Annotated in this window: 18 protein-coding genes and 2 pseudogenes; 8 read left to right on the forward strand and 12 right to left on the reverse strand. The window is 60.9% G+C overall.

Annotation, left to right across the window (positions count from 1 at the left end; translation table 11 throughout):
- The first annotated feature begins 16 nt into the window (after nt 1-16).
- The 3 genes from IPF36_RS14410 to IPF36_RS14420 all read left to right on the forward strand — a co-directional run bounded on the left by IPF36_RS14410 (nt 17) and on the right by IPF36_RS14420 (nt 3,484).
- Nucleotides 17-1,240 (forward strand): CaiB/BaiF CoA-transferase family protein, encoded by a 1,224-nt coding sequence (locus IPF36_RS14410; RefSeq protein WP_133093143.1) that lies wholly within the window; start codon nt 17-19, stop codon nt 1,238-1,240.
- Nucleotides 1,241-1,302: 62 nt separating this feature from the next.
- Complete coding sequence (locus IPF36_RS14415; RefSeq protein ID WP_195428394.1) at nt 1,303-2,286, forward strand: tripartite tricarboxylate transporter substrate binding protein; 984 nt, start codon at nt 1,303-1,305, stop codon at nt 2,284-2,286.
- A gap of 175 nt (nt 2,287-2,461) precedes the next feature.
- Complete coding sequence (locus IPF36_RS14420) at nt 2,462-3,484, forward strand: substrate-binding domain-containing protein (RefSeq protein ID WP_135706582.1); 1,023 nt, start codon at nt 2,462-2,464, stop codon at nt 3,482-3,484.
- A gap of 507 nt (nt 3,485-3,991) precedes the next feature.
- Here the strand turns inward: IPF36_RS14420 and IPF36_RS14425 are convergent.
- The 4 genes and pseudogenes from IPF36_RS14425 to IPF36_RS14440 form a co-directional block, all read right to left on the reverse strand.
- Nucleotides 3,992-4,282 carry an excalibur calcium-binding domain-containing protein gene (locus IPF36_RS14425; protein WP_133093146.1) on the reverse strand — a complete coding sequence of 97 codons (291 nt, stop codon included), beginning with the start codon at nt 4,280-4,282 and terminating at the stop codon, nt 3,992-3,994.
- A 119-nt stretch (nt 4,283-4,401) separates the two neighbouring features.
- A pseudogene (locus IPF36_RS14430) lies at nt 4,402-4,802 on the reverse strand (IS110 family transposase); the annotation flags it as partial.
- Between the two features lie 71 nt (nt 4,803-4,873).
- A complete protein-coding gene (locus IPF36_RS14435) occupies nt 4,874-5,869 on the reverse strand; it encodes a 2-hydroxyacid dehydrogenase (RefSeq protein WP_133093147.1) in 996 nt (331 codons plus the stop codon).
- 50 nt (nt 5,870-5,919) lie between these two features.
- The gene (locus tag IPF36_RS14440) at nt 5,920-7,512 is read right to left on the reverse strand and encodes an aspartate:alanine exchanger family transporter (RefSeq protein WP_133093148.1); all 1,593 of its coding nucleotides are present in this window, start codon (nt 7,510-7,512) and stop codon (nt 5,920-5,922) included.
- 123 nt (nt 7,513-7,635) lie between these two features.
- Between IPF36_RS14440 and IPF36_RS14445 the strand changes: the two genes are divergently transcribed.
- Nucleotides 7,636-7,890 (forward strand): hypothetical protein, encoded by a 255-nt coding sequence (locus IPF36_RS14445; protein ID WP_195428396.1) that lies wholly within the window; start codon nt 7,636-7,638, stop codon nt 7,888-7,890.
- Here the strand turns inward: IPF36_RS14445 and IPF36_RS34635 are convergent.
- Nucleotides 7,850-8,056 (reverse strand): annotated as a pseudogene (locus IPF36_RS34635) (H-NS histone family protein). The gene IPF36_RS14445 and the pseudogene IPF36_RS34635 overlap by 41 nt on opposite strands.
- A 277-nt stretch (nt 8,057-8,333) precedes the next feature.
- Between IPF36_RS34635 and IPF36_RS14450 the strand changes: the two are divergent.
- Both IPF36_RS14450 and IPF36_RS14455 read left to right on the forward strand, forming a co-directional pair.
- Nucleotides 8,334-9,662, forward strand: a complete 1,329-nt coding sequence (locus tag IPF36_RS14450) for a TrkH family potassium uptake protein (RefSeq protein WP_133093149.1) — start codon at nt 8,334-8,336, stop codon at nt 9,660-9,662.
- Entirely contained in the window at nt 9,652-10,350 is a 699-nt protein-coding gene (locus IPF36_RS14455) for a TrkA family potassium uptake protein (RefSeq protein WP_133093150.1), read from the forward strand. Before IPF36_RS14450 ends, IPF36_RS14455 begins: the two co-directional genes overlap by 11 nt.
- A 75-nt stretch (nt 10,351-10,425) precedes the next feature.
- Here IPF36_RS14455 and IPF36_RS14460 read toward each other — a convergent pair whose 3' ends face one another.
- Nucleotides 10,426-13,170: a cation-transporting P-type ATPase gene (locus IPF36_RS14460; protein WP_195428398.1), complete on the reverse strand. Its 2,745-nt coding sequence runs from the start codon at nt 13,168-13,170 to the stop codon at nt 10,426-10,428.
- A 322-nt stretch (nt 13,171-13,492) separates the two neighbouring features.
- The gene (locus IPF36_RS14465; protein WP_133093152.1) at nt 13,493-13,933 is read right to left on the reverse strand and encodes a universal stress protein; all 441 of its coding nucleotides are present in this window, start codon (nt 13,931-13,933) and stop codon (nt 13,493-13,495) included.
- Nucleotides 13,934-14,676: 743 nt separating this feature from the next.
- Between IPF36_RS14465 and IPF36_RS14470 the strand changes: the two genes are divergently transcribed.
- Complete coding sequence (locus IPF36_RS14470) at nt 14,677-16,518, forward strand: alpha/beta hydrolase (RefSeq protein WP_165971432.1); 1,842 nt, start codon at nt 14,677-14,679, stop codon at nt 16,516-16,518.
- Between the two features lie 122 nt (nt 16,519-16,640).
- Here the strand turns inward: IPF36_RS14470 and IPF36_RS14475 are convergent, their stop codons facing one another.
- Complete coding sequence (locus IPF36_RS14475) at nt 16,641-17,420, reverse strand: slipin family protein (RefSeq protein ID WP_133093153.1); 780 nt, start codon at nt 17,418-17,420, stop codon at nt 16,641-16,643.
- A 484-nt stretch (nt 17,421-17,904) separates the two neighbouring features.
- On the opposite strand from IPF36_RS14475, the gene nhaA reads away from it, so the two are divergent.
- Entirely contained in the window at nt 17,905-19,314 is a 1,410-nt protein-coding gene (nhaA, locus tag IPF36_RS14480) for a Na+/H+ antiporter NhaA (RefSeq protein ID WP_133093154.1), read from the forward strand.
- A gap of 306 nt (nt 19,315-19,620) precedes the next feature.
- On the opposite strand, the gene IPF36_RS14485 is transcribed toward nhaA, so the two are convergent.
- The 4 genes from IPF36_RS14485 to IPF36_RS14500 form a co-directional block, all read right to left on the reverse strand.
- Nucleotides 19,621-20,022, reverse strand: coding sequence for a hypothetical protein (locus IPF36_RS14485; RefSeq protein ID WP_133093155.1), 402 nt, complete (start codon nt 20,020-20,022; stop codon nt 19,621-19,623).
- Between the two features lie 96 nt (nt 20,023-20,118).
- Entirely contained in the window at nt 20,119-21,291 is a 1,173-nt protein-coding gene (locus IPF36_RS14490; RefSeq protein ID WP_133093156.1) for a porin, read from the reverse strand.
- Between the two features lie 187 nt (nt 21,292-21,478).
- Nucleotides 21,479-22,369 (reverse strand): 4Fe-4S dicluster domain-containing protein, encoded by an 891-nt coding sequence (locus IPF36_RS14495; protein ID WP_133093157.1) that lies wholly within the window; start codon nt 22,367-22,369, stop codon nt 21,479-21,481.
- Complete coding sequence (locus tag IPF36_RS14500) at nt 22,362-25,361, reverse strand: molybdopterin-dependent oxidoreductase (RefSeq protein ID WP_195428400.1); 3,000 nt, start codon at nt 25,359-25,361, stop codon at nt 22,362-22,364. Before IPF36_RS14500 ends, IPF36_RS14495 begins: the two co-directional genes overlap by 8 nt.
- Nucleotides 25,362-25,380 lie beyond the last annotated feature (19 nt).

Consider the following 25,380-nt stretch of genomic DNA (forward strand, 5'->3'; position numbering starts at 1 on the left):
CACAGGAGGCAAGACCATGGCAGGACCTTTGGAAGGCATCCGGGTGCTCGACCTGAGCCGCATCCTTGCGGGACCGTGGAGCACCCAGTTGCTGTCGGACCTCGGTGCCGACGTGATCAAGGTGGAGCGGCCCGGCAGCGGGGACGATACGCGCGCCTGGGGGCCGCCCTTCCTTGCCCGGGAAGACGGCACCCTGACGGCTGAGTCGGCCTATTTTCTTTGCGCCAATCGTGGCAAGCGCTCGATCACCGTGGACGTCAGCAGCGAGGAGGGACAGGCCGTGCTTCGCGAACTGGCGAAGACGGCCGACGTCTTCGTCGAGAACTATAAATGCGGCGACATGCGGCGCTATGGCCTGGACTACGACACGCTGGCGGAGCTCAATCCACGCCTGGTGTACTGTTCGATCACCGGCTTCGGGCAGACCGGGCCCTACAGTCACCGGGCCGGCTACGACTTCGTTGTACAGGCCATGGGCGGGCTCATGAGCATCACCGGCGAGTGCGACGACCTCCCCGGCGGAGGGCCGCAGAAATGCGGCGTACCTATCTCGGACCTGATGACAGGGATGTACGCATCGGTGGCCATCGTCAGCGCCTTGTTCGAACGGGTCGAGAGCGCACGCGGCCAGTACATCGACATGAGCCTGCTCGACACGCAGGTCGCGTGGCTTGCGAACCAGGCTTCCAACTACCTGGTAGCGGGTTCCGAGCCACGACGTTGGGGTAACGCCCATCCGAACCTCGCGCCCTACCAATCGTTCGCGACCAGCGATGGCGCGCTGATCGTTGCCGTCGGCAACGACCGGCAGTTCGGCGCGCTGTGCGGCGCACTGGACCAGGGCGAACTGGCACGCGACGAACGCTACGCGACCAACGCCGCGCGCCTGAAGCACCGCGAGAGCCTGGTGTTCTTGCTGGCGGACCGATTCCGTGGCCGCGACACGGCAACCTGGCTGGTCGGACTGGAAGCCGCCGGCGTGCCGTGCGGACCAATCCATACGATTCCGCAGGCCTTGTCGGATCCGCAAGTGCGGTCGCGCGGCATGGTGTTCTCGCTTCCCCATGGAAGCGGAGCGATCGCGCCGCAGATCGCCAACCCAATCAAGTTCTCCCGCTCCACTGTCGAGTATCGGCGTGCCCCGCCAGTGCTCGGCGAGCATACGGACGACATCCTGAGCCGCGACCTCGGCTGGTCCGCGGACCGGATCTCGGGATTGCGCAAGGGAGGAACGATTTGAACCGCAGGTAGCACAAGCGCGGTCCCGAAGCAGGATCGCATCAGGAGACAGGAGACCCCATCATGCATCGATATCTACGACAAGCGTCCGCCGCCCTGCTTTGCCTGGCAGCGATCTCCGCGTGGCAGCACGCGGCGGCCAAGGACTGGCCCGTCCAGCCGGTCCGCGTGGTCCTGCCCTATCCGCCCGGCGGCGCTTCGGATGTCACCGCCAGGCTGCTGAGCACAAAGCTTAGCCAGGCCTGGGGAGAATCGGTCGTCATCGAGAATCGGCCGGGGGCCAACGGCATCATTGCCAACGAACTCGTGGCGAAATCGGCCGCGGACGGATATACGGTGCTGATGGCCAACCTTGGTCCGAATGCGATCAATCCTGCGGTCTATTCGAAATTGCCTTATGACTCGGTCAAGGATTTCGCGCCCGTGATCCTGGCGACTAGCGTTCCGCTGGTCATTGTCACGGCGGCGAACTCCCCCATCAAGGATCTGAGGCAACTGATCGCCATGGCCAAGGATAAGCCTGGCGAGATCACCTTCGGCTCGGCAGGCAACGGGGCGAGCAACCACCTCGCGGGCGAGCTGCTCAATACCATGGCGGGCGTCAAGATGGCGCATGTCCCTTACAAGGGCGACGCACCCTCCTTGACCGATGTGCTGGGCGGGCAGATCCATGTCGCGCTGCCGACGGCCCTGGCCGGCATGCCGCAGGTCAAAAGCGGCAAGCTACGCGCGCTTGCGGTCACCAGCAAGAAGCGCCTCCCGTCCTTGCCGGATGTTCCCACGGTAGACGAAGCACTGGGCATTAACGGCTATGAGGCCGTATCCTGGGGCGGCTTCATGGTGCCGACGGGCACCCCGGCGGCCATCATCACCAAGATGAATGCTGAGTTCAACAAGGCGCTGCAATATCAGGACATTCGGGAGAAGCTGCTGGCTCAGGGCGCCGAGATCGTCGGCGGCACGCCGGAGTCGTTTGACGCCTTCCTTCGCGCCGAACTCGCCAAATGGAAGAAGGTTGCGGACTCTGCGAAGGTGCGGCTCGACTAGCCGCGGCAAGCGCCGGTCGCATTGCCTCGACCGGCGCTTGCGTGGCGTTCCTCACCAGCGGACTTGCCGCCCGACGATACAATGCGGCGTCAGGCTGGGCCGCCAGGGCACCCTTGGATGGGCTCATCCTTCATTCCAACCTTACTCTTCCCTTCGCTTTCGAGGCATGCCGAATATGGTCAACGTGAAACAGGTCGCTCTCCTTGCCGGCGTGTCTTCTGCCACCGTATCGCGCGCGTTGTCGGCACCTGAACTGCTGCGGCCTGAGACTCTGAAGCGCGTGCAGGAAGCGATTGCCAGCCTCGACTACGTGCCTTTTGCCGCTGCCCGGATCCTGCGTTCGGGACGGACCATGTCCATCGGCATCATTGCGCCGACGCTGATGAACGAACTGTACGCAAGAGCCGTGGACACCCTGGAGAAGCAGCTCGAAGCGCTCGGCTATACCGTTCTTCTGACGTGCCATCGCGACAACAGCGAAATCGAGTTGCGCTGTGCGCGGGAAATGCTGGAGCGGCGCGTGGACGGCATCGCCATCATCGGCTCGCAGCATCACCCCGACGTCTTCTCCCTTATCCATAAGCACAATGTCCCCTATGTGCTGATGTGGGCAACGGATCGCGAAGGCAGCCATCCGACGGTTGGCTACGACAACCGGCTCGCGATGCGGCGGCTGACCGCCTATCTGGTAGGCCTTGGGCACCGCGAATTCGCCGTCCTCCCGGGGCCGCTGAACACCCAGCATCTGTCGGTCCAGCGGCTGGAAGGCGTCAAGGACGTGCTCAGCGAACATAGCATCGCACTGCGCGAGGAACTGGTCCTGCCCACGCCCTATGAGGTCGAGCCGGCCCGCGCCGCAGCGCGCGCCTGTCTGACCAGTCCACATCGGCCTACCGCACTGATCTGCATAAACGACTTCATCGCGGTCGCCGCCATCGCCGAGTGCCGCGCTCTGGGCCGGTCCATTCCGGACGATATCTCCGTGACCGGTTTCGGGGACTGGCAGGTCGCAGAACTTATCACGCCTACCCTGACAACCATGCGGTCGAATCCCGTGCGTATCGGCGAACTGACCGCGAGGAACATTATTGCGCAGATTGAAGGCGCGGCACGGCGGGAAGATCTGCAGGACGAATTCGAGCCGGAGCTGATCGTTCGGGAAAGTACTGCTGCGGTGAAAATCGTAGCGGCGCCTTAGTCCCGTGCGGGCGCGGAAAAACAGCGCTCCAAATTGTAGGGGGCGCACGCCGTGCGGACTTCCGCCAGCCGTGACCGCGAGAGCGCCCCTCCGCCGGCGTCACGGCGCAAGGCGTCTGGGCCTCCATTTGCCGCGCGGCAGGCATGCCGGAATCGTGGGCAGGCACGGCTTCCGCCCAGGTGGACCACCGCGGTCACCAAAGCCGAGCTCGCAAATCGTACGGTATCCCCGAAAATTCAACATCCGATCGGTCGGGCGGTGCTCCAGTTTGTGCACCTAGGCAAAACTGTGGCCGGCATCTTGATCCCGCATTGATTGAAAAGGAATGCCAGCCCTAGGATTGCTTTCACTTGTGACCCTCTTCTTCTTGTTTGAGGGCGATGCTAAGCGCTGGGGCAAGTTGCCAGCACCCCTGCATAGTGGGGCCGGATCGGGGCTGCGCAAACCGGCCCCTGCCCCCCCCGTCTTCGTAGAAAATGGCAGCGCACGAACTACCTCATTAGCATGTCAAAACGTGCACTGGAGAGGCGGCGTCTCACATGGAATACCGTCACTATCGCCGTCCATTTTTACCGCTGGGCAGTTCTTTAGGTAGAAGCGGGCTTCCGCGCAGGAAGACATCTGGCTACAGTGCTGTTTGCCCTCGCAGCGGAAGACTGGTTCCGGCGTTGGGGCAATAATCGAAACCGCGATCGACTGTGGCTCGGCGGCGACTCCCACATTGTCCAGCGGCGCGTGAGTTTTGTAGTAGATGAAAACGGCCGCGGCGGCCGCGACTAGCAGCAAGCTCTTGTACATGTTGACCCCAACCCTGCTTTTTTATCCAACTGCAAGCATGCCACAACAACATCGTAGTCGATCTGCCGCCCTACCCGGATAAGGTTCCAGGAGGAACTGATGTGCAATTGACAGCCCATAGCCTTAGTCGGCCCGACCCCACGCAGCTGCATCAGGCGCTTGCTGCGCTCGCCTTCACGCGCAATCTCGCTGATAGCTTGATCATATTCGTCCAGCTTCTCCTCCAGCCTGCCCGCATGGCTCAGCAGGTCCTGGATGCATCGATTCGCCCAGCCGGGCAAGGCTTCCAGATGGGGGCCGATCTCCTTGCGCAGTCGCTCCGGCTTCTGCGGCAATACCACACCGAATTTGGCCAGCAACCCCCGCAGGCGGTAGTAAGTAGCGGACGCTCTTCTACGAATCCCTGTCGGGTTCGATGCAAGCTCAGGGTTGCTTGCTGGTGCTCGTCCTTGACCGGCACAAAGCGCATGCTCGGCCGCGTCACCGCCTCGCAGATGGCCGCCGCGTCGGCGTGATCGTGGATTGGGCGGCGGGCTTTTCGGGGGCGGTTTAAGCCACTAGCGGGGCGCGACATGAGGCCGACAGCCGTGTTCAACTGGGGCCGACTTCGTTCGTGAGCGGCTTGCCGCTTTCGAACTCCGTCACGCTGCGCAAGGTTGTTTCGCAAATGGTCGTCACGGCCTCGCGCGTGAGGAAGGCTTGGTGCCCGGTCACGATCACGTTAGGAAACGTGATTAGCTGCTGCATGACGGCGTCGTCGACGATGGTGCCGGACAGGTCGCGGAAGAACAGCTCCGCCTCTTGCTCGTACACGTCGATCGCCAGCCCGCCGAGTTGCCCGCTCCTGAGCGCTTCGATGACTGCTTCCGTGTCGATCAGCCCGCCGCGGCTGGTGTTGATCAGCAGGGCGCCGCGCTTGGCGCGCGCCAGCGTTTCGGCGTTGATGATGTGATGGGTCTCGGGCGTGAGCGGGCAGTGCAGCGAGATGCAGTCCGCGCTGGCGCCGATTTCTCCCTCGTCCGCGTAGCGGCCGCCAAGGGCCTCGAACTCCGGCGATGGGTACTTGTCGTAGCCGATCACGTTGCAGCCGAAGCCGACCATGATTTTCGCAAACACGCGCCCGATCTTGCCGGTGCCGATCACGGCCACGGTCTTGCCGTACAGGTCGAAGCCCATCAGGCCTTCGAGCGAGAAATTGAAATCCCGCGTGCGGTTGTAGGCCCGGTGGATCTTGCGGTTGACCGCCAACAGCAGCGCCACCGCATGCTCGGCGACCGAATTTGGCGAGTAGTCGACCACGCGCACTACCTTGATGCCGAGCGCCTGCGCGGCTTTCAGGTCGACGTTGTTGAACCCGGTGCAGCGCAGCGCGACCAGCTTGGTGCCGCCGCGCGCGAGCGCTTCCAGCACAGTCGCATCGGCCCGGTCATTGACGAAGATGCAGACGGCGCCGTGGCCGGCGGCGAGGCCCACCGTTTCACTGTCCAGGGGGACTTCGAAGTATTTGAGCCGATGGCCTTGCGCCGCATTCGCGGCGTCGAGATGTTGACGATCGTAGGACTTTGCGCTGAAGACGGCGATTTCCATGATGTGTCTCCGCGGCGAATCGCATGGCGCGCTTCGCCCAGGTTGCGCCACTATCCGCCAGCCAGTGTGGCGGCGACCTGTACGAACAGGATTTTCACGATGGTCATAGACGGGAAGATCATCGAGTAGCCGAGGTCGGGCCGGTCGGTGGGCGCGACGCGGTTGGCAAAGGCAAGGATGGCGGGATTGCCGGTCGCACCGCAGATCACGCCCACCGCCAGGTCGAACGGCAGCCTGAAGACCCAGAGGCAGAAGATCGCAGTGATCAGCAGCAGGGCGAGCAGGATCACCACGCCATAGATCAGGAAGGAAACCCCGGTCACGCCGATGGTGGCGAAGAACTTCGGCCCGGATGCAATGCCCACCTGGGCGAGGAAGATGGTCAGCCCGAAGTTGCGCAGGACCAGGTTGGCCGACAGCGGCATGGTCCAGACGAACGGCCCGAAACGGCGCACCTGGCCGAGCACAAGGGCGACCAGCAGCAGCGCGGCGAGCCCCAGCGCCAGCGTGCCGACGCCGGGAATCGGCACCGGGATCAGCCCGACCAGCAGCCCGAGGGCAGCGCCGATGCCGATCGAGATAAAGCTCAGCTCGGCGGTGCCCTTGATGGAGTCGCCGAACAGCACGCGAATCGGCTTCATGTGGGCGCGATTGACCAGCAGGCCGACACGGTCACCGAACTCGAGGATGAGGTCGTCGCTGGGCATCAGGTCGGCATCGCCGCGCCGCACGTGGGCGATCGAGCAGACCATGCCTTCGGGAAAACGGATATCGCGCAGCCTGTGCCCGACCACGAGCCGGCTTGAGGCGAACACGCGCATATAGTCCAGGTCTTCGCGATGGCTCGTCATGCGGCCCGGCTGCAGTTCCCCGCACAGCGAGGTGGCTTCACGCAGCACGGCCGGGTCGGTGGCGGTCGCGAGCAGCACGTCGTTGGCCTGCAGGACCATGTCGTCGGCGGACGGCTGGTTATGGTGGGCGCGACGCACGGCGGCAATCGCCACCCCGTCCGGCAGGCAGGCTACGAGCTCCGACAGCCGCGCGCCGATAAACGCCGCGTTTGACAGCACAATCTCGGCGGTCTCGATCAGCTTTGGCGGCGGCCGCACGATATTTGGCTTGAGCAGCGCGGTGAGGGCATACAGAAACAGGATCGGCCCTGCCACGCCGACCGGGTATGCGACGCTGTAGCCCACCGCGGCGCCGTCGCTCTTCATTGCCGCCATCGCGGCCTGCAAGCTTGCCGTGCTGGTGCCCGCACCGGCGAACATGCCTAGCGACTCGTCTAGCTTCACGCCGACCAGCGGCACCAACGCAACCGCGACCAGTCCGGAGCCAACCACGCCAAGGACCGCAGCGGCGTTGGCCTTGATGCCATCGGGGCTGGTCAGACCCTTAAAAAACTGCTCCCCGTACTGGATCCCAATGCCATAGAGAAAGAGCAGCAGCCCTAGGGTGCCAAGGATGGCAGGCGGCGCAGACTTCGGCGCGAACCCGCCGATCGCCAGCCCCACGAACAGCACCGCGCCCGAACCGAGCGACACGCCCTTGATATTGATCTCGCCGAAGACATAGCCCAGTGCAACCGTGAGGAACAGCGTGAGCAGCGGTTGGGTTTCGAGCAATGTCCGGACTGCATCCATGGCAGCTCTTTTCTGATGGGCAGGAGCGGGCAGCGATAAGCATCCGCGCAGGGTCACGGGCGCACTGCGCGGACGGGGTTGACAGTCCTCGTTCCGGGCATGCGTTATCGAGTGGTGGCTTGTATGAATCCGATCATCGTGACAGGCACCGGCCGGCGCGGCAGCAACCACTGGAATGCCCCTCGAAAATATACGATGCGCCGCACGAATTCAAGAATTGAAGCGGCGCGGCAGCGGGGCTATCAAACTTGCTCGCGCGTCCCGCCGCAGGCTGACGGAGGGCCGATTGCAGGTTTGGCAGAGTTGGGGGCTATTGAAGCCCCGATAGCTGGCGGCGTTACCCAACCCGAAAAAATTCCTTACTCTGCCCCGCATTGACCGCGCGCCGCAGCCAGTCGGGCATGTCACCTGCCCGTCCCAACTCAGCCACGTGGCGTTGCGGTAGCAGACCACCGGCGGCGGCGCGGGTGGGTGGCGGAGGGGGCGGCGGATCGAAGCACCCCGCCGCTGCCAGCTCCTCCATGGTCAGCCCATAGTCAGCCATCTCCGCCTGGATCCGGCGGATCGCTGCCGCCCGCTCATTGAGTATTGGGGGCGTTCCGATCTGGCCTCGTCAGACATGATGTCGTTGGAAACTGCTTCAATCGGGATGTACACTCACGTTCGCGATCGGTGGGTCATCTTCTATGACCAGCCAATTTTGCTCAACGAGCGCCAGGCCGGTTGCTGGGGGCAGCTATCCGGGGAGTAGGCCCGCTCGGACGCGGGGCGGTCCGTTTGGAAACGTGGATTTGTGACACATTTCAGGCCACAATTCCGGAATGAGACCATCTCTGCATCCAACCCGGACCGTTGCCCTGGGTTTCCTGCTGGCCATCGTGGCAGGCAGCGTGCTCCTGATGTTGCCCTGGTCCCGAGTCGATGGCGGGAGCGCGCCCTGGCTGACCGCATTCTTCACCGCAGTCTCGGCCGTCTGCGTGACTGGCCTGGTGGTCGTGGATACAGGAACTTACTGGTCCGGCTTCGGCCAGGCGGTCATCATGGTGCTATTCCAGCTTGGCGGCTTTGGCATGATGACCGCGTCCACGCTGCTTGGCCTGATGGTCAATCGCTCGCTGCGATTGCGGACCAAGCTGATTGCCCAGGTCGAAACCCATGCGATCGGGCTGGGCGACATCGCCGGCGTGGCCAGGCTGGTGCTGGTGGTGACGTTGAGCTTCGAGATGGTCATCGCGATGTGGCTAGCCTCGAGGCTGCATCTCACGTACGCCCTTCCCTGGCCCGAGGCAGCATGGAATGGCTTGTTTCATTCGATCTCAGCCTTCAACAACGCTGGCTTCTCGACCCACGCAGACAGCCTGACGCGCTATGCGGCCGACCTGTGGATGCTGGGACCGGTGATGGCGGCGATCGTCGTAGGCGGCATCGGGTTTCCTGTGCTGCACGACTTGCGGAACAAGGCATCCGATCCGCGTCGATGGTCCCTGCATAGCAAGCTCACCTTGTCGGTTACGGCGGTGCTGCTGGCCACGGGCATTCTTGGCCTGCTATTGTTCGAATGGAATAACCCAAAAACGCTCGGCGCGATGCCGCCTGCCGGGAAGCTGCTGTCCGCAGCGTTTGCCTCTGTCTCCGCCCGTACTGCCGGATTCAACTCGATCGACATCGGCGCGCTGACTCATGAAAGCCTGGCGCTGCATTTCTTCCTGATGTTCGTCGGCGGAGGCAGTGCCAGTACTGCCGGCGGCGTCAAAGTCGGCACCGTCGCCATCCTGGCCTTGTTGGTGATTGCCGAGATCCGCGGGCGCGTCGACAGCGAGGCATTCGGGCGGCGCGTCAGCGGCTCGGCGCAGCGGCAGGCGATCACCGTGCTGGCGTTGGGAAGCGCCTTGATTACGCTGGGAACGCTGACCATCCTGTTCGTTACCGAGTTGCCGACCGATCAAGTCATCTTCGAAGTCATTTCAGCTTTCGGTACAGTTGGCTTGTCGACTGGTATCACGGCCGACCTTCCGGCTTCCGGCCAGCTTACGCTGATAGCGCTCATGTACGCCGGCCGGGTCGGCACCATTACGCTCGCGGTATCCCTGGCGCTGGGCGAACATCGCACACCATACCGCTACCCGGAGGAGCACCCAATTGTTGGCTAGATTGTTTACCGAGCAGTTCGCCTTCTCTGCGGGCGACAGCGTCGTCGTGATCGGGCTTGGCCGCTTTGGCAGCTCGGTGGCGCAATCGCTCATCCGCCTGGGCCACGATGTCATGGGCATAGACAAGGATGCCGAGCTTGTGCAGCGCTGGTCGAATGCGTTGACCTGCGCCGTCCAGGCCGACTCCACCGATGTGAACGTGATGCGCCAGCTCGGCGTGGCCGATTTCTCACACGCCATTGTCGGGATTGGCACAGACATGTCTTCCAGCCTGATGACCTTGATGACGCTGACCGAGCTTGAGATCAAGGATATCTGGGTCAAGGCGTTTACCGCTGAACATGGCCAGATCGCGCAACGCATCGGCGCGCACCACGTCGTCTATCCGGAAGCGGACATGGGGGCGCGAGTTGCGCATCTGATCACCGGCCGAATGATCGATTTCATCGAATTCGACGATGGCTTTGCCATCGCCAGGATCCATGCGCCGGCGTCAACCCACAACAAGACGCTGTTGGTGTCCAGGGTACGTGAGCATTTCGGCGTCACGGTGGTTGGCATCAAGCGTGCCAACGAAGAGTTTGAGCACGCGACAGCCACCACCCTGATCCAGCCGGGAGACTTGCTGGTCGTCTCGGGACCGACAAAAAAAATCGAACACTTCGCGGGCAGCGCAGAAAAGCGATAGCTGCGCATGGGTGCCAGACTACGGCTTCGACCGTAAGCGGGTAGAAGAAGGCCGAATTCGGAGACGGGTCATGGTTCAATCCACGCCCCTTGCCTGACCCGTCCCATGCAGGTTGACCGGCCGTAGGTGAAGTCGAATCTGTTTCTCTGTTTCCACTATAGCGAATAGTGCGATGCCTATGCCGATCACCAGCACGCCGTCCCAAAACGGCACAGATTCAGTGGCGAACACGTCTTGCAACGCAGGCATGTAGGTAATGGCAAATTGTGCCGCCGTGATGGCAGCAACCACGGCCCATACCACCTTTGTGCCGCGCACGGCTTTCCATGTTAAAGACGTGCTGTAGAAATTGCGGATGAAGAACAAGTGGAAAATCTCCATCACGACTAGCGTATTCACGGCCAGCGTACGTGCCAGTTCCAAGGAGTGGCCTTGGTCCAACGCGTATGAGAAAACACCGTAGACACCGCAAAGGAACAGCACAGAAACCAGCACGATATGCCATACCAGTACACCACTCAACAGAGGCTCCGCGCGCGATCGAGGCGCGCGGAGCATGGTAGCTTCTTCCGTCGGCTCAAAAGCCAATGCAATGCCCAGCGTGATGGCCGTGATCAGATTGATCCAGAGTATCTGGACGGGCGTGATGGGTAGCGTCAAGCCGAAAAGCAGCGCTACCACAATCGTCATGGCTTCACCGGCATTGGTAGGCAAGGTCCAACTAATAACCTTCTTGATGTTGTCGTATACGGTACGGCCTTCGCGTACAGCGGCGACGATGGAGGCAAAATTGTCGTCCGCCAATACCAATTCGGCAGATTCCTTGGCGACCTCCGAACCTTTCTTCCCCATGGCGATCCCCGCATCGGCTCGTTTCAAAGCGGGCGCATCGTTTACGCCATCGCCGGTCATGGCTACTGTCATGTCATGGGATTGCAGCGCCATCACCAGCCGCAACTTGTCCTCCGGACTGGTGCGGGCAAAGATGTCGCAACTCAACGCCACTTGCCGCAGCGCGGCATCGTCCATCGCGCCCAAATCAACCCCTGTCAGCACGGTATGCGGGTTTTGCAGCCCGATCTGCTTACCGATCGCGGCGGCGGTTTTGGCATGGTCTCCCGTGATCATCTTGACGCGGATACCTGCTGCATGGCATTCCGAGACCGCGGTAACGGCTTCGGCGCGCGGTGGATCCATCATTCCCACCATGCCGAGCATGGTCAGCTTGCCTTCTACATCGGCATGTTCCAGCACGGTTTGCGTCGGGGCTACTGACCGCAAAGCAAAGGCCAGTACGCGCTGCCCTTGCGTCGCAATGAGCTCTGCGTTTTCATTCCAGTAATCGGCGTCGAGTGGCTCGATTGTTCCGTCCGGTCCGCGCTGGTTCTGGCACATAGCCAGTATCCTCTCGGGCGCACCTTTGACAAATACGAAGGCGTGGCGATCGTGATCATGGTTGAGTGTTGCCATGAATCGGTGTTTTGCATCGAAGGGGATCGCGTCGGTTCGCGCCCACGCCCCTTGCTGGTTACGCGCATCTACGTCCATTTTTCCGGAAAAGGCCAGCAACGCCCCCTCCATCGGGTCGCCCTCCACACGCCAAATGCCATCTTTCTGATGGAGTGCCGCGTCGTTACACAGCACGGCAGCACGGGCGAGTTCCTCAAGCACCCGATGCTCAAGCGGGGACACCCGCACTTCTTCAAGCCTGAGTTCGCCTTCTGGGGAATAGCCATCGCCGTCCAGCGCAAAGCGATGTTGATGGGTCAGTACGGAAGCCACCATCATCTCATTCCGGGTCAACGTACCGGTCTTATCAGTGCATATGACAGATACTGAGCCAAGCGTCTCAATGGCAGGCAAGCGACGCACGATGGCATTGCACCGGGCCATCGCTTGCACCCCAACAGCGAGCGTGATGGTCAGCACTGCGGGTAGACCCTCCGGGATTGCAGCCACCGCCAATCCTACTACCGCCATGAACACTTCGCTGAATTCGTGATGACCTACGAAATAACCATATGTAATCAGCAATGCAGCAATCAGCAGAATGCAAATAGTCAGCCATTTTGCAAAGGCACCCATCTGCTTGACCAAGGGGGTGGTGAGGGTTTCAACCTCGGAAAGGAGGCTACTGATATGCCCGATTTCGGTTCGAGCTCCGGTCGCTACGACAACGCCTTTGCCCTGGCCGCTGACGATCAGGGTGCCGGAAAACGCCATGCAAGCGCGATCCCCAAGTGGCGCATCGGCCAGGACAGCCTCACTTCGCTTTACAACAGGCACGGATTCTCCGGTGAGAATCGCCTCCTGCGCTAACAGAACGTGCGCGGTGATAAGACGCAGATCGGCAGCGACTTTGTCGCCCGCTTCTATCAGCACGATGTCGCCGGGGACGAGGTTATCACCTTCAACGCTGACGCGCTCGCCTCCGCGAATCACATTCGCTCTCGGTGCCAGCATATGGCGAATAGCATCCATGGCTTTTTCCGCCTTGCCTTCCTGAATGAAGCCGATCGCGGCGTTCGCAATGACAACCGCCAAAATCACTCCGGTATCAATCCAGTGCCCCAAGAAAGCCGTTATCGCAGCAGAGCCAATCAGTACATAGATCAGGACATTATGAAATTGGAGCAGGAAGCGAGCAGATGCGCTGCGACGCGATGTTTCTGGCAAGCGGTTGACCCCGAAATCCTTCAGTCGCGCCTGCGCTTCGCTTTGACTTAAGCCTGTGGTGGATGTCTCCAGTTTGTTGAGGGCGGTCGCTATGGAAATGCTATGCCAGGAAACCTGAACCCCTTCCGCATTTGACTTTCTCATGACAGTCCTTTTTGCTTCTTTTTCGAGTGGCCACCTTCATCTACGAAAACGCGTTTAGCTCAAAGCATACAATCGACCTGGATGGCATCGAGTGCGACGCGCGTGTCGCTTGCCGCTAGTTTTCATGGCAGGCGCGGCGCCCCACGCATTGCCTCGAAGTGAAGTGGGATCATTTCATCGCTGGCTCCTGGCCGACCGTTTGAACGACATTTCGGTCCGCCCGACCACAATGGAGCGGCGGACGAGCGCCCGGCATCAAACTCTTGCCGTCATCCTTCGACACGAATGACTGCGGGGGTCTCGAAGACTCAAGTCGGCATTCTTAAGAGCTTTCGACTTTCTTCGGCACCAGCAAGATCGGAACCGTTGCTGTCGCCACTACGCGTGAGGCGACCGAGCCCAATACCGCTGCCAGGAATGCGCCTCGGCCATGGGTACCCATCACGATTGCATCTGCCCCACAGGCGCGGGCGAGTTCCACAATGACTTCGGCAGGTTCACCCGTGCGGCGATGCTCTGTCACGATGACATCTGCCGATTGGAGTAGCGGACGCATGGCAGCGAAGGCTTCCTCCGCTGCCTCGTCGGCCCATTGGTCGATCTGCTCCTTCGAGAAGTAAGCCTGCGGCCTTCCCACAATTTCCGGCGATGCGTGAACCATATGCACCGCCAGGGGCCGCTCGAAAAGGCCGGGGAGAAGCAGCCTCCGTGCCGCTGCAGCGCTGAAAGATGAACCATCGGTCGGGAGTACAACTACGGTCATCACACCCTCCTGTTCATCCGGAAACAACTTGCGTAAGAAATCGTGCCGGCAGCGGGCATGCACTGCGCCCGGGCCAAGGCTGATTTGGGGTGTTTACCAGCCAGTCGTGGACGGCCGGATAGACTCGCCGATCCGCGCCCCGGTACCCCGAGGGCACGATATGCGTCCCCAGTGCGTCGAGCCAGCTTGGAGGCAGGCTTCCAGCCATGCGGATCAGCGGGGGTCGGATTACAGCATGGATCAATGGGGCCGCCTAGCAACACCAATGAGCGCGGCTCAGGATAGCCTGCCCCAACCAGGCGCGCCGCCGCGGCAAGGGCTGGTACAGTCGCCTGGCAGACTGCAAGCACGTCCAGTTCCGCAGGCTTAAGCCCCACCATGAAATGCTGCAATGTCAGCACAACATCGTCCAGATGCAAATCTCCCGCTGTCCGTTGAATGTCCCTGGCATTCACCCAGTCGGAGACATAAACGTCGCCCGAACCCGTCGAGTGAATCCATCCGCTCCATAGGGCGGGCGGGGTGAACAGGGCTTGATGTGGGCGCTGCCTGCCTATATCCATGGATTCCCTCCGTCGGGCGAGGGTGCTGGCCGATCGTTTTTAACTACATTAGCTTACGTACCCGCATCGCCCTTGATCCCCAGCAAGAATGCTGGTGGGCGCTGGATTCGCGAAACAGTCCTTTCCAGACACCATGCGTTGTTCCTAAGCTGCACTCATACCTTTGTTGGGAGGTGCCCGATGAAGAATGCACAGGCAGTGGGGAGGACGGGCCCGGAACTCAGCCGCCCTCAGGGATCCGATTCGAGGCCGGCGGCTCTGAACTCGCTTGCCACGCATCTCGACGAGCCGGGTGGGTTCGAGCTGTTTCGCGCCATCGACCGGGTTGCTGCCGCCATGGCAGCGAATGCGACGGGCGGCATCTCACCAACTGCGTTGTGGCTTGCCTATTCCGATTGGCTGGTTCATCTTTCCCGTTCTCCGGGAAAACAAGCGGAGCTTGTCAACAAGGCGTGGAAGAAGTTGGGCCGATTGGCAGCATATGCCGTCCGCCGGGCACTGACTGAGAATAAGACATCCAACTGCATCGAGCCACTTCCGGGCGACACGCGGTTTCGTGCCGAAGCCTGGCAAGAACTGCCATTCGTGCTCTGGTATCAAGCATTTCTCCTTACGCAGCAATGGTGGCACACCGCCACACATGATGTGCCCGGGGTCTCGCCGCACCACGAGAATGTCGTCTCGTTCTCCACGCGGCAAGTGCTGGATGTCTTTTCCCCGTCGAATTGCATCTTTACCAATCCGGAAGTGATTAATCGGTCTCTGCAGACCGGGGGGCGGAGCTTCGTCGACGGAATCCAGTGTTTCATTGAGGACCTCAGTCGGAACCTGAACAGCGAGCCACCCGCCGGGACCGAGAACTTCCGTGTTGGCGAAGACGTCGCGATCACGCCGGGCAAGGTCGTCTACCGGAACCACCTGATCGAACTCATCCAGTACACGCCGTCGACCGAGAGTGTCTACGCGGAGCCACTACTGATCGTTCCGGCCTGGATCATGAAGTTCTACATTCTTGATCTGTCGCCGGAAAACTCGCTGATCCGCTACCTCGTTGGCAAAGGGTTCACGGTTTTCTGCATCTCCTGGCGCAACGTCACCGCCGTTGATCGCAATCTCGGCTTGGATGACTATCGCCGCCTCGGCGTCATGGCGGCACTCGGGGCCATTGGCCCCATCGTGCCGAAAAGCAAGATCCATGCAATCGGCTACTGCCTCGGGGGCACGCTGTTGTCGATTGCCGCGGCGGCCATGGCGCACGTGGAGGACGAGCGGCTCGCCTCTGTGACACTGCTCGCCGCCCAGACCGATTTCAGCGAGCCGGGAGAACTCGAACTTTTCATCGATCACAGCCAGGTCGAGTCACTGGAGGGCCTGATGTGGCAACGGGGATACCTTCCGGCCTTCCATATGGCGGGGGCCTTCCAGCTACTGCGCTCGAACGACCTCATCTGGTCGCGCATGCTTCGCCATTACCTAATGGGTGAGCCGCCCCCGATGAACGCCCTCATTGCCTGGAACGCGGACGCGACCCGCCTTCCCTACCGCATGCATTCGGAGTATCTGAGGTCGCTCTTCCTAAACGGCGACCTTGCCGCCGGCAGGTATGTGGTAGACGAACATCCGGTTGCAATCCAGAACATCCGGGCGCCGATTTTCGCGGTCGGCACAGAATGGGATCACATCGCGCCATGGCCGTCGGTCTACAAGATCCACTACTTGAGTGACACCGACGTCACGTTTGTGTTGACCAGCGGCGGTCACAACGCCGGTATCGTCAGCGAACCCGGGCATCCGGGACGGCGCTACTGGCTCGCGCACAAGAAGGCGGAAGACCCGTGCCTTCACGCAGACCGGTGGCTCGAGCGTGCCGAACTCCGCGAAGGCTCCTGGTGGCCGGCATGGGTCGAGTGGCTGGAAGCCCGGTCGTCGCGCCAGCGCGTCCCGCCACCGGCAATGGGGGCGCCTGGGCGCGGCTTACCGATTCTGGCTGATGCCCCTGGGACGTATGTTCATCAACGTTGAACTGCGCATCTCCGATTGTGAGCACAAGGAAAACGGCCCTCTGAGCGCAACAATTACTGCTGTAAGGGAGGAATGCCGTGAGTATGGTGATCTCCCGAACTGCGGGACTTGATCTTCAGATTCTATGTTCCCTTCCTGCTTGCGGCCTGCTCCACCCGCTCAGGTGACGGGCCGTTGAGAACGTCGATCGGAAGCGGGAAGACGATGGTGGACTCCCGGTCGCCCGCGATCTGCGTCAGGGTCTGCATGAGCCGCAGCTGCATCGCGGCCGGCTCCTTTGCTAGTATCTGCGATGCCGCCAGCAGCTTGAGCGAGGCTTGCATCTCGCCTTCCGCGTGAATGACCTTCGCTCGCCGCTCGCGCTCGGCTTCGGCTTGTCGGGCAATGGCACGCACCATGGATTCATCGAGATCAACGCGCTTGATCTCCACGCTTGAGATCTTGATACCCCAGGCATCGGTCTGGAGATCAAGTACAGCCTGAAGGTCGAGATTGAGCCTTTCTCGCTCGGCCAGCATCTCATCAAGCTCATGCTTGCCCAATATCGATCGGAGAGTGGTCTGCGCAAGCTGGCTTGTGGCTTCGCGGAAGTTCGCAACTTGGATGATGGCACGCTCGGGATCCACCACGCGAAAGTACACCACGGCATTAACCTTTACCGAGACGTTGTCATGCGAAATCAGATCCTGCGCCGGCACGTCCATCACCACCGTCCGAAGGTCGACCCGCACCATCTGCTGGATTGCCGGCAGAACCAGCACAAGACCCGGCCCCTTGGCCTTCCAGAAGCGCCCCAGCATAAATACGACACCGCGCTCGTACTCGCGCAAGACGCGGAAGGCGGAGATGATGACCACCGCGACCAGGAAAAAGACGCCGGCGGCCGCGATCTCGGACACCATGATCTGGGCTCCCTTGTTGACTGTTCCTATTACACGCTAATGGCAGGACCCACGCCAATGTGGCAACACTTTCAGTGTAGGCGATGCGACACCCAACGTCTGTTCGGCAGGGCAAAGTATGCACGTGGACGGTACTGCCGAAGTTGCACCTGAAGCAGGCGGCCCATGCCTTGGGAACGCAAGCCGGGGTTTTTTAGTTTTTCAGTGCCGCCGGCGCTCGTTGCACAAAGCTGTCGGCCGCAGGCGCGCGTTGGGGTCGCTTGGTCCCAGTGTCCGGCCAATGCCCGCAGGGCCGACCCCGTCATTCGGGAGTGGCTTTGCGGACGAGCTCTTCAGCCTTGGGGCGCTCGCTGACTAGGCAGTATAAGCGCTTGTATCCCACTTGAATCTCTCTGTACAATCGCCGCAGGGTGTCAGCACTGCGGCGTCGCAGTGAGACAGGTCGATGCGTTGGTCGGGCCGCCAACGCTGATTCGCTACGACCGTGGACCGACTCCCACCTCCACCTCCCCCACCACAGCAGCCGTTGCCTCGCGCGCAGGTCTTGGCTGAAAAGGCCTTCTCGGCGCTCGAGCACTTTCTCCATATCGAAGCCGTCAGCGGCATTGTCCTGCTGGCCGCTGCCGGGATCGCGCTGCTCTGGGCGAATTCATCAGCCGGCGATAGTTACCACGCTCTGTGGCACACGCCGATCTCGTTCGGCGTGGGCAGCCTCATCGTGTCGCAGCCCCTGCATTTCTGGATCAACGACGCACTCATGACGATCTTCTTCCTCGTCGTGGGAATGGAAATTCGGCGCGAGATCCATGAGGGGGCGCTGGCGAACGTGCGACTTTCGGCCCTGCCAATGGCAGCGGCGCTCGGTGGCGTGCTTGTTCCCGCGTTGATCTATCTCGCGATGAATGCAGAGATGCCCCAGCGCCAGGGTTGGGCGGTGCCGACTGCCACCGACATTGCCTTTGCCGTCGGCGTGCTCGCGATACTTGGCAAGTCCATTCCCGGCAACGTCCGGGTGTTCCTGCTCGCGCTTGCGATTATCGACGACATTGTCGCCGTCCTGATCATCGCGGTCGCCTTCTCGGGCGGGCTGGACTATGGTGGGCTTATCGTTGCTGGCGCAGGGATTCTGATGGTTCTGGGACTGCAATGGATTGGCGTCGGGACTGCCTACGCGTACGTTATACCTGGTGCCGTTCTGTGGCTGGGAATGCTGAAAACCGGCGCCCACCCGACGCTCGCTGGCGTGGTGCTCGGCATGATGACGCCGGTACTGCCCGGTCGCACCCGAGAGTGGCCGCTGGATATGGCCATGCGTGCGCTCAACGAGCTGCGCGCACGCGCGACCGCCCCAGCACCGCAGCCGGAACATGTCGCGGCACCGCTTAAGCAACTCCGTCAGGCACAGCGGGAGCTGCTGCCGCCCGTGACGCGCGTGCAGATAGCGCTTCACCCCTGGGTTGCCTACATTGTTATGCCGCTCTTTGCCCTGGCAAATGCGGGGGTGAGCGTTGATGGCGTCGATCTCACGAATGGCGGCTCACTAGGCGCGATGCTTGGCGTTGTTGTTGCTCTGGTCGCAGGCAAGCCTCTCGGCATCGTGTCGGTCAGCTGGCTGGCGGTGCGCTTGGGCTGGTGCCAATTGCCGCCCAACGTGACGTGGCGCGGTGTATGGTTGGTTGGCCTGCTGGCCGGCATTGGTTTCACGATGTCTATCTTCATCGCCACGCTTGCCTTTGAGGAGGCAAACCTCCTTGGCGCCGCCAAGCTTGGTGTGCTCCTGGCATCCGCGATGGCTGCCACCATTGGGCTGACTTGGGGTTTCTTCTACGCAAGACGCTTGAAATTGGTCCCCGAGGATAGCGCCGGTGCGTCTGCTGCCAGTTCCACAAACTGAAAAGAGCAAATGCTGATGAACTCGCGCGCGCCTCGACCAGCTGTGCCGAGATCGCGGCCACCTCCTCCCGCGCGCCCGCGGTCTCGGCCCGCGCCGCGTCGCGCTCGGCCGGTCGGCCTGCAGCGCGGCGTCAGTCAAATCCGAGGGTTGACCGCTATTCGTGAAGTATCCGCCACATCTCCGTCAACCCACTGATTTGTATAGGAAATCAGCCGTTCTCGCTGCGTAGGAACGGACGTTGAGGGTGCCGAGGCAGGCTACTGCGCAACAAGTGTTGGCCCCAACCGCGAGGTGGTAAAGGCGCCGCTAGAAAGGTATGAGATCGAAGTCCGGCACTCGCGGTTCGAGCTTGAAGGATTTCAGCCCGAGCTTCAGCTTCTTGATGTCTTTGAACGCAATCAGATCGTCCTGAAGGGCGCGGATGTTGTGTCGGAGATTGGTCATCTCTGCGGCAAGATTGCGTAGGACCGTGTTGGGGGATAGAGACTCGAACGGATCGATTCCATAGCTGTGCCGGAACGCGGTCTCGACATGCTGGATCTCCTGATCCAGTTCGCGAACTTGCTCCTTGAGGATCTTGTTGTAGTGCTTCAGCCGATCTTCGCTGATGCCGTTGATCGAATGCTGGTCGATGTGTTCCAGCTCCAGTTGTAGCTCCAACAGCTGCAGCAGGTTGTTCTTGTTGTAGGCCTCGTTGACGCGCTGCATCAGTTTGGTCTTCCGCTGCAGCAAAAGAATCGATTGAGACACGGATGGGCGTTGTAGTCGGTGGCCGGAATCGCCGGCCTCTACTGCTGAGCGGTATTAAAAGATATGGCGAACACCTGCGGCGACGCCGATCATGGACGTCTGCCCGTTCGCAGGCGCGTAAGTATTATTGAGTAAAAGGCTCGCGCCATAGCCAGACGCCGCCGATTCGAGCATCAATCCGGCGTTCCGCGTATAGGCAGTGGACACATACAAATCTGTCCTCTTACTCAGACTATATTTCGCCATGAAGAGCAGTTGCCAGGGGTTCGCCACCGTAGCGTTTCCGTACAGATTCCGGACATTCTGGTAATCATACTCAACCGTCAGCTCCACGGCTGGAGTCAATTGATAATTCGCCCCTAACCAGTAATAGTCATCGCGCAGGACTGTCAGGCTATTCTGATCCTTGTTTTGTCCCCAACGATACCCACCCATGACCTTGGCCTTGCCATCGAACGTATAGCTCGCGGCGACCGCTACCCGCCGATTGGTACCGCTGCCTTGTGCGATCGACGGGTTGTACTGATCGTAGTCGATGGTAAAGCCGAATGCGCCGGGCGTATAGATCAGTGCTGCACCATACCCGGTATCAGTTCTGGCCCGCCCCGGCACCTCGCCATTGCCTCCGACCATGACTTGCTGAGCGAATGGACTGGTAGGCGGCAAAGTAATGCCCACACCAAAGGACCAATGCGCAATGGCGGTTACCGGCCCGACTGCAGCGGCGTACTGGATGGTATTGTTCTCGCGGAAATTCGCACCGGCTATCACACCGATCGGCTCATACTGAACCGAGTAGGCCGCAGGCATGAAATTGGCCAGCCCAAGAAAGAGTGAGGTGTACTGCCGCCCGAACGTCAGTTGGCCAAACTTGTCGCTGCGCAAACCAACGAACGCCTGTCGGTCAAACAGTGTGTTGTTCAATTCCAAGGCCCCTGTATCGGCCTGAATGCCGCTTTCCAGTACGAATAGCGACTTCATGCCCGCACCAAGGTCCTCCTCTCCACGCAAGCCCCAGCGGGATCCCGCAACACCACCGCTATTCACTCGGGTGACGCTGTGCCCTGCCCCGGGATTATAGAGATTGGTGGGTAATGGAACGGATCCAACTCTATTGACGTATTCGAGATTAGTGTCAACGACTCCGTACAGCGTAACACTGGACTGTGCGTAGGCTGCGCCGGAAAAAAATCCGACGGCTGCACAGGTAAGAAGGCGCTCTTTCATGCTGCTATGTCTCCTCGTTGTCGTAGCGGTGGTAAGGAAGGCACGTGGAAAGAGAGCTGGCGAGGCCCGCCACAGCGGTCAGCCACATACCATCGAAACGCACGAAGGCGACTGCTGGGCGCGCTTCGTCGCTGTTGTGCCCAGGCATTCACCCACTCCCGCTGCTTCCGTGACGGGCGCGTCTATATCAGCCGTGGTGTCCGCTCTTCTGCGTGACGCATTCAGTGGGGGCGCGATGAGTAGGGACGAGCATGATTCCGCCGAGATAAACGCTTTCGAGGAGTTCGCAGTCCCTGTGCGCCTTTCCCGCGCTGTGATGGATTTCAACGCGATAGGCGCCGCTTTTTCCAGGCAGGCCGCCAAAACGGAAGTCGCCAAAATCGTCGCTTTCTGTAACGGCAATCTTCTTGTCTTCCTGATAAAGCGACACTTGGGCGCCCGCAACGCAATCGACCTTGCCAGATACCTCAACGCTGACGCTGCCGCCGATGAAGCACGCTTCCCAGCGCTCCAGCCCGCGGTAATAGACTCGCGGCCTTGCGCCCAGCTTAGGCAGCAGTACTTTCAATCCCTCAGTGAGGGCCTTCTGTGCCATGGCGTTGTCGTCAAGCTTCACCGCCTCGAAAACATCGGTTGGGCATGCTTGCTGGCAGCGCGGGCGCTGCCAGCCGCTGTCCAGCAGATGGGCATCGAAAATCCAGGTCTGAGGGACCTGGAGCTCCTCGTTCCAGACAATGGCCTTGTAAGGGCAGGAACGGGCAATGTCCTTGCGGCCCTTGGCTTTGATAGGGTCGATGATGACGATGCCGTCCTTGCGCTTCCTGATCGCGTCACCACCGACCTTCATGCATGGCGCGTTGTCGCAGTGGTTGCACATGACCGGCAGGTAGGTCGTTTCGACCATTGGTGCCTGTCCCTCGACGCGGCGCAGGATGCGGATTGTGCTTTCGCCGGACACTGACGCAGGTGCCGAATACCCGGGAAAGTCGTTTCCGACGTGCTCGTCCCTCTCGGCAATAACGCAGTTGTAGCAATTCTCGCAACGGCCGACGTTGATGATGAGATTCCACTTACTCATGAGCGATACCTTTCTCGGCGCGACTGCGCTTGAATTCCTCGGCACCATGCCATCTTTCAATCTGCACCAGACATGAATTGGGGCTCATGCTGCTGGTACCCCGCGTCTGAGGCCGGTCCGGCGTAAGAATGTTCATGCAGCCACCGATTTCGACGGTTTCGCCTCCGATTTCCACCATCTGGAATTCGGCACTGGCCTCATGCGACTTCACCACGCCGGGAACCATCAACGGCGAGATATCTGCCGCACAGATCACCGCGCCGCGGTCGTTATAGACCTTGACCAGGTCGCGGTGCGCGATCCCGCGTTCATTCGCATCGACGGGATTGATGCGCAGCAGCCAGAAGTCATGGCCTGCGATATCGGCACGGTGGTCTCGCACGTGGTTCACTGCGCTGTTCTTGCCATCGCTCGACGTGTGGAAGCTATAGCGCGAGTGCGTGGCGATCATTTGTATCGGATACTTGCCCACCAGCGTGGTGGTCCCAAGACCTTCCCACGAGCGGATGTAGCGATTGAGCGCGGGCCGATCGGGATTGTCTGCCGTGTGGCGCTTGAGGATTTCGGGAACGAACTCAATCTTGCCACTGGGCGTTTGCACGCCCTTGCCGAACTCCTCCGCAAATTGGCTTGGCAGCGGGTGCGGCTCGGGGACGTCCTTCTGGCGGCCCTCCGCGAACCACCGCATATCCACCGGCTGGCGGAAATCCGGCCGTTCAGGCGGGACAACGTAGTAACCCTTGCGGCAGAATTCTTTCCACGAAACGTGGTTCGCCAGATCGGAGCCATCGAAAACGCGCTTGACCCAGTCAAGTTCCGAGCCGCCCTCGGTAAACAAGGCGCCGAGACCCAGCCGCTCCAGAATTGCGGTGAATATGTCGTAGTCGGAACGCGACTCACCGAGTGGCTCAATGCACTTGTGCTGCAGCGTTACGACACGATGATTGACGCCGGCAATCCCATGATGCGCGTATCCCCCCGAATTCGACCATTCGCCAATGTCCCAGCGCTCCAGCGAGCTGCAGGCCGGAAGAATGATGTCCGCGAACTGGGCTTCGCCCTCCATCCAGATCGACTGATTGACGACAAACTCAATGCTGGGGTGACGATAGGCATCGATCCATCGTCCGGACTTGGTGACGGTGCTGAATGCCGAGCCTCCATACCGGTAGATCATGTGAATCGGCGAATAGCCCGGCATCGGATAGGTGAACGGCGCGAATTGCGCCTCCTGCGAAATGCCGTCCCAGAGATAGCCACTGGCGTGTCCGTTGATGATCGCGTCGGGAAGCTGTTGCCGCGAAACCATTTGCTTGACGGGGTTCATCGTCAGGATGTGCGGCATCCGCTGATAGTTGCTGACGGCATTGCCGGTCCACATCAGGTCACCGGAAATCCCGCCATCCGCGTATCCCGGGAAGTAGAAATGGAGGTCCACTGGCGTGCCGAGCTGAAGGCATCCGAAATTGACCCCCGGCTTGCCCCAGCCCTGCATCGCCATCATCATGATCATGCAGCGTGCCCACTGTTGGCCGGTCGCGCCGCGGCCTGCGCCGCCGAACCCCGTGCCCGTCATGCCGGCCGCCAGATAGACCTTCCTGTTGCCCCACTTTCGCGCGAGTGCGCGCACGTCCCGGGCGGGCACTCCCGTTTCGGCTTCTTGCCACTCCGGCGTCTTTGGGATGCCGTCGGTTTGCCCGAGTAGATAGGCCTTCCACTCTTCGAAGCCCGTCGTGCGGGCCGCGACGTAATCTTTGTCGTACAGGCCTTCGACTGCCCATACGTACATGATTGCAGTTGCCAGCGCGGCGTCGGTTTGCGGCCGAATCGGAATCCAACGGCCGCCGAGCAATTGAGCCGTCGGATTGTTGTGCGGGTCGATGTGTATGAACTCGATGCCGAGTTCCTTGGCCCACAGGCGCCGTTGCGTGCCTTCGAAACCGGCATAGGCACCATTGGTGCTTTCGGGATCGGAGGACCAGAACACAATCAAGTCTGCTTCCTTGAGGCAATCCTCGATTCCGCCATAGCCCGCCGGGACGCCGATCCGCATGGAATTGCCAAAATGATGCATCGCCCCCCAGTACCAGCCCTCCCAACTGTCGGGATTGGCGGCGACCCGGGTGAAACCGATCAGATTGGCGAAGCGCGTCAAGGCGCTGAGGTAATAGCCGACGTTGCCCCACTGATGGTGGGACGACATCGGAAACGTGATGGCACCGGGACCGTGGACGCGTTTCTGCCGGTTGATCTCTTTGGCCACAATGTCCAGGGCCTCATCCCAGGAGATGCGCACGTAATCCGATTTCCCTCGGTTCTGCGGATTGCGATCGCCATCGGGGTCGTAATCCACGCGCTTCATCGGATGAAGAATGCGCTTGTCCGAATAGACGACGGACTTCAGCGTCATGGCGTGAGGCGCCACCAGCGCGCGGCGCTGCGGTCGAAAGGTTCTCCCGCGCGCCTGGATCTCCCAGCCCTGCGCATCGTCGGCTTCGAACTCGATGGGTGTCACGCGTACGATGCGTCCCGCTTTTACGTAGACGAACAGCGGCCCGCCATTCGTGCAGGTGGCAAAGCGGCGCATGCCATCGGCCATTGGCGTACCCATCTCGACGCCCACCGTCTGGCTGAGGTTCAGCGTTTGCATGAACCAGACCACCACGGGGTCTGGCCCCTTCGTGATGACCTTGAAGTTTTTCGCGGCATGGATAATATCGCCGTGATCCGGGTTGGGCATCAGGAATTTCAGGGCCGTCGGCAAGTCCCTGAACAGCAGGCTGGCGTCGGCGTCGGCGCTCTTCGCATTCCGCGACCGCACCTTCCCACCCTTGATTTCGACGGTGATCCCAATGCTGCCGTCGAGCAGCCCAATGAAGGCGGTACAGTTCTTCTGTTTCAGGCGCCGGCGGAAGTCCGCGTGCTTCCACGCGGTCAGGTTCAGAACCCTTGGCAAGGCGAACAAGATGGTTCGAAGGACAATCCTTTTCATCGCTAGATCGAGCCTCGGG

It is taken from the genome of Cupriavidus sp. IK-TO18 (assembly GCF_015549295.1).
Classification (GTDB): Bacteria; Pseudomonadota; Gammaproteobacteria; order Burkholderiales; family Burkholderiaceae; genus Cupriavidus; species Cupriavidus oxalaticus_A.

Coding starts and splice junctions, on each gene's coding strand:
- IPF36_RS14410 (WP_133093143.1), top strand. CDS start 17: ATGGCAGGACCTTTGGAAGGCATCCGGGTGCTCGACCTGAGCCGCATC.
- IPF36_RS14415 (WP_195428394.1), top strand. CDS start 1,303: ATGCATCGATATCTACGACAAGCGTCCGCCGCCCTGCTTTGCCTGGCA.
- IPF36_RS14420 (WP_135706582.1), top strand. CDS start 2,462: ATGGTCAACGTGAAACAGGTCGCTCTCCTTGCCGGCGTGTCTTCTGCC.
- IPF36_RS14425 (WP_133093146.1), bottom strand. CDS start 4,282: ATGTACAAGAGCTTGCTGCTAGTCGCGGCCGCCGCGGCCGTTTTCATC.
- IPF36_RS14435 (WP_133093147.1), bottom strand. CDS start 5,869: ATGGAAATCGCCGTCTTCAGCGCAAAGTCCTACGATCGTCAACATCTC.
- IPF36_RS14440 (WP_133093148.1), bottom strand. CDS start 7,512: ATGGATGCAGTCCGGACATTGCTCGAAACCCAACCGCTGCTCACGCTG.
- IPF36_RS14445 (WP_195428396.1), top strand. CDS start 7,636: ATGAATCCGATCATCGTGACAGGCACCGGCCGGCGCGGCAGCAACCAC.
- IPF36_RS14450 (WP_133093149.1), top strand. CDS start 8,334: ATGAGACCATCTCTGCATCCAACCCGGACCGTTGCCCTGGGTTTCCTG.
- IPF36_RS14460 (WP_195428398.1), bottom strand. CDS start 13,170: ATGAGAAAGTCAAATGCGGAAGGGGTTCAGGTTTCCTGGCATAGCATT.
- IPF36_RS14465 (WP_133093152.1), bottom strand. CDS start 13,933: ATGACCGTAGTTGTACTCCCGACCGATGGTTCATCTTTCAGCGCTGCA.
- IPF36_RS14470 (WP_165971432.1), top strand. CDS start 14,677: ATGAAGAATGCACAGGCAGTGGGGAGGACGGGCCCGGAACTCAGCCGC.
- IPF36_RS14475 (WP_133093153.1), bottom strand. CDS start 17,420: ATGGTGTCCGAGATCGCGGCCGCCGGCGTCTTTTTCCTGGTCGCGGTG.
- IPF36_RS14485 (WP_133093155.1), bottom strand. CDS start 20,022: ATGCAGCGCGTCAACGAGGCCTACAACAAGAACAACCTGCTGCAGCTG.
- IPF36_RS14490 (WP_133093156.1), bottom strand. CDS start 21,291: ATGAAAGAGCGCCTTCTTACCTGTGCAGCCGTCGGATTTTTTTCCGGC.
- IPF36_RS14495 (WP_133093157.1), bottom strand. CDS start 22,369: ATGAGTAAGTGGAATCTCATCATCAACGTCGGCCGTTGCGAGAATTGC.
- IPF36_RS14500 (WP_195428400.1), bottom strand. CDS start 25,361: ATGAAAAGGATTGTCCTTCGAACCATCTTGTTCGCCTTGCCAAGGGTT.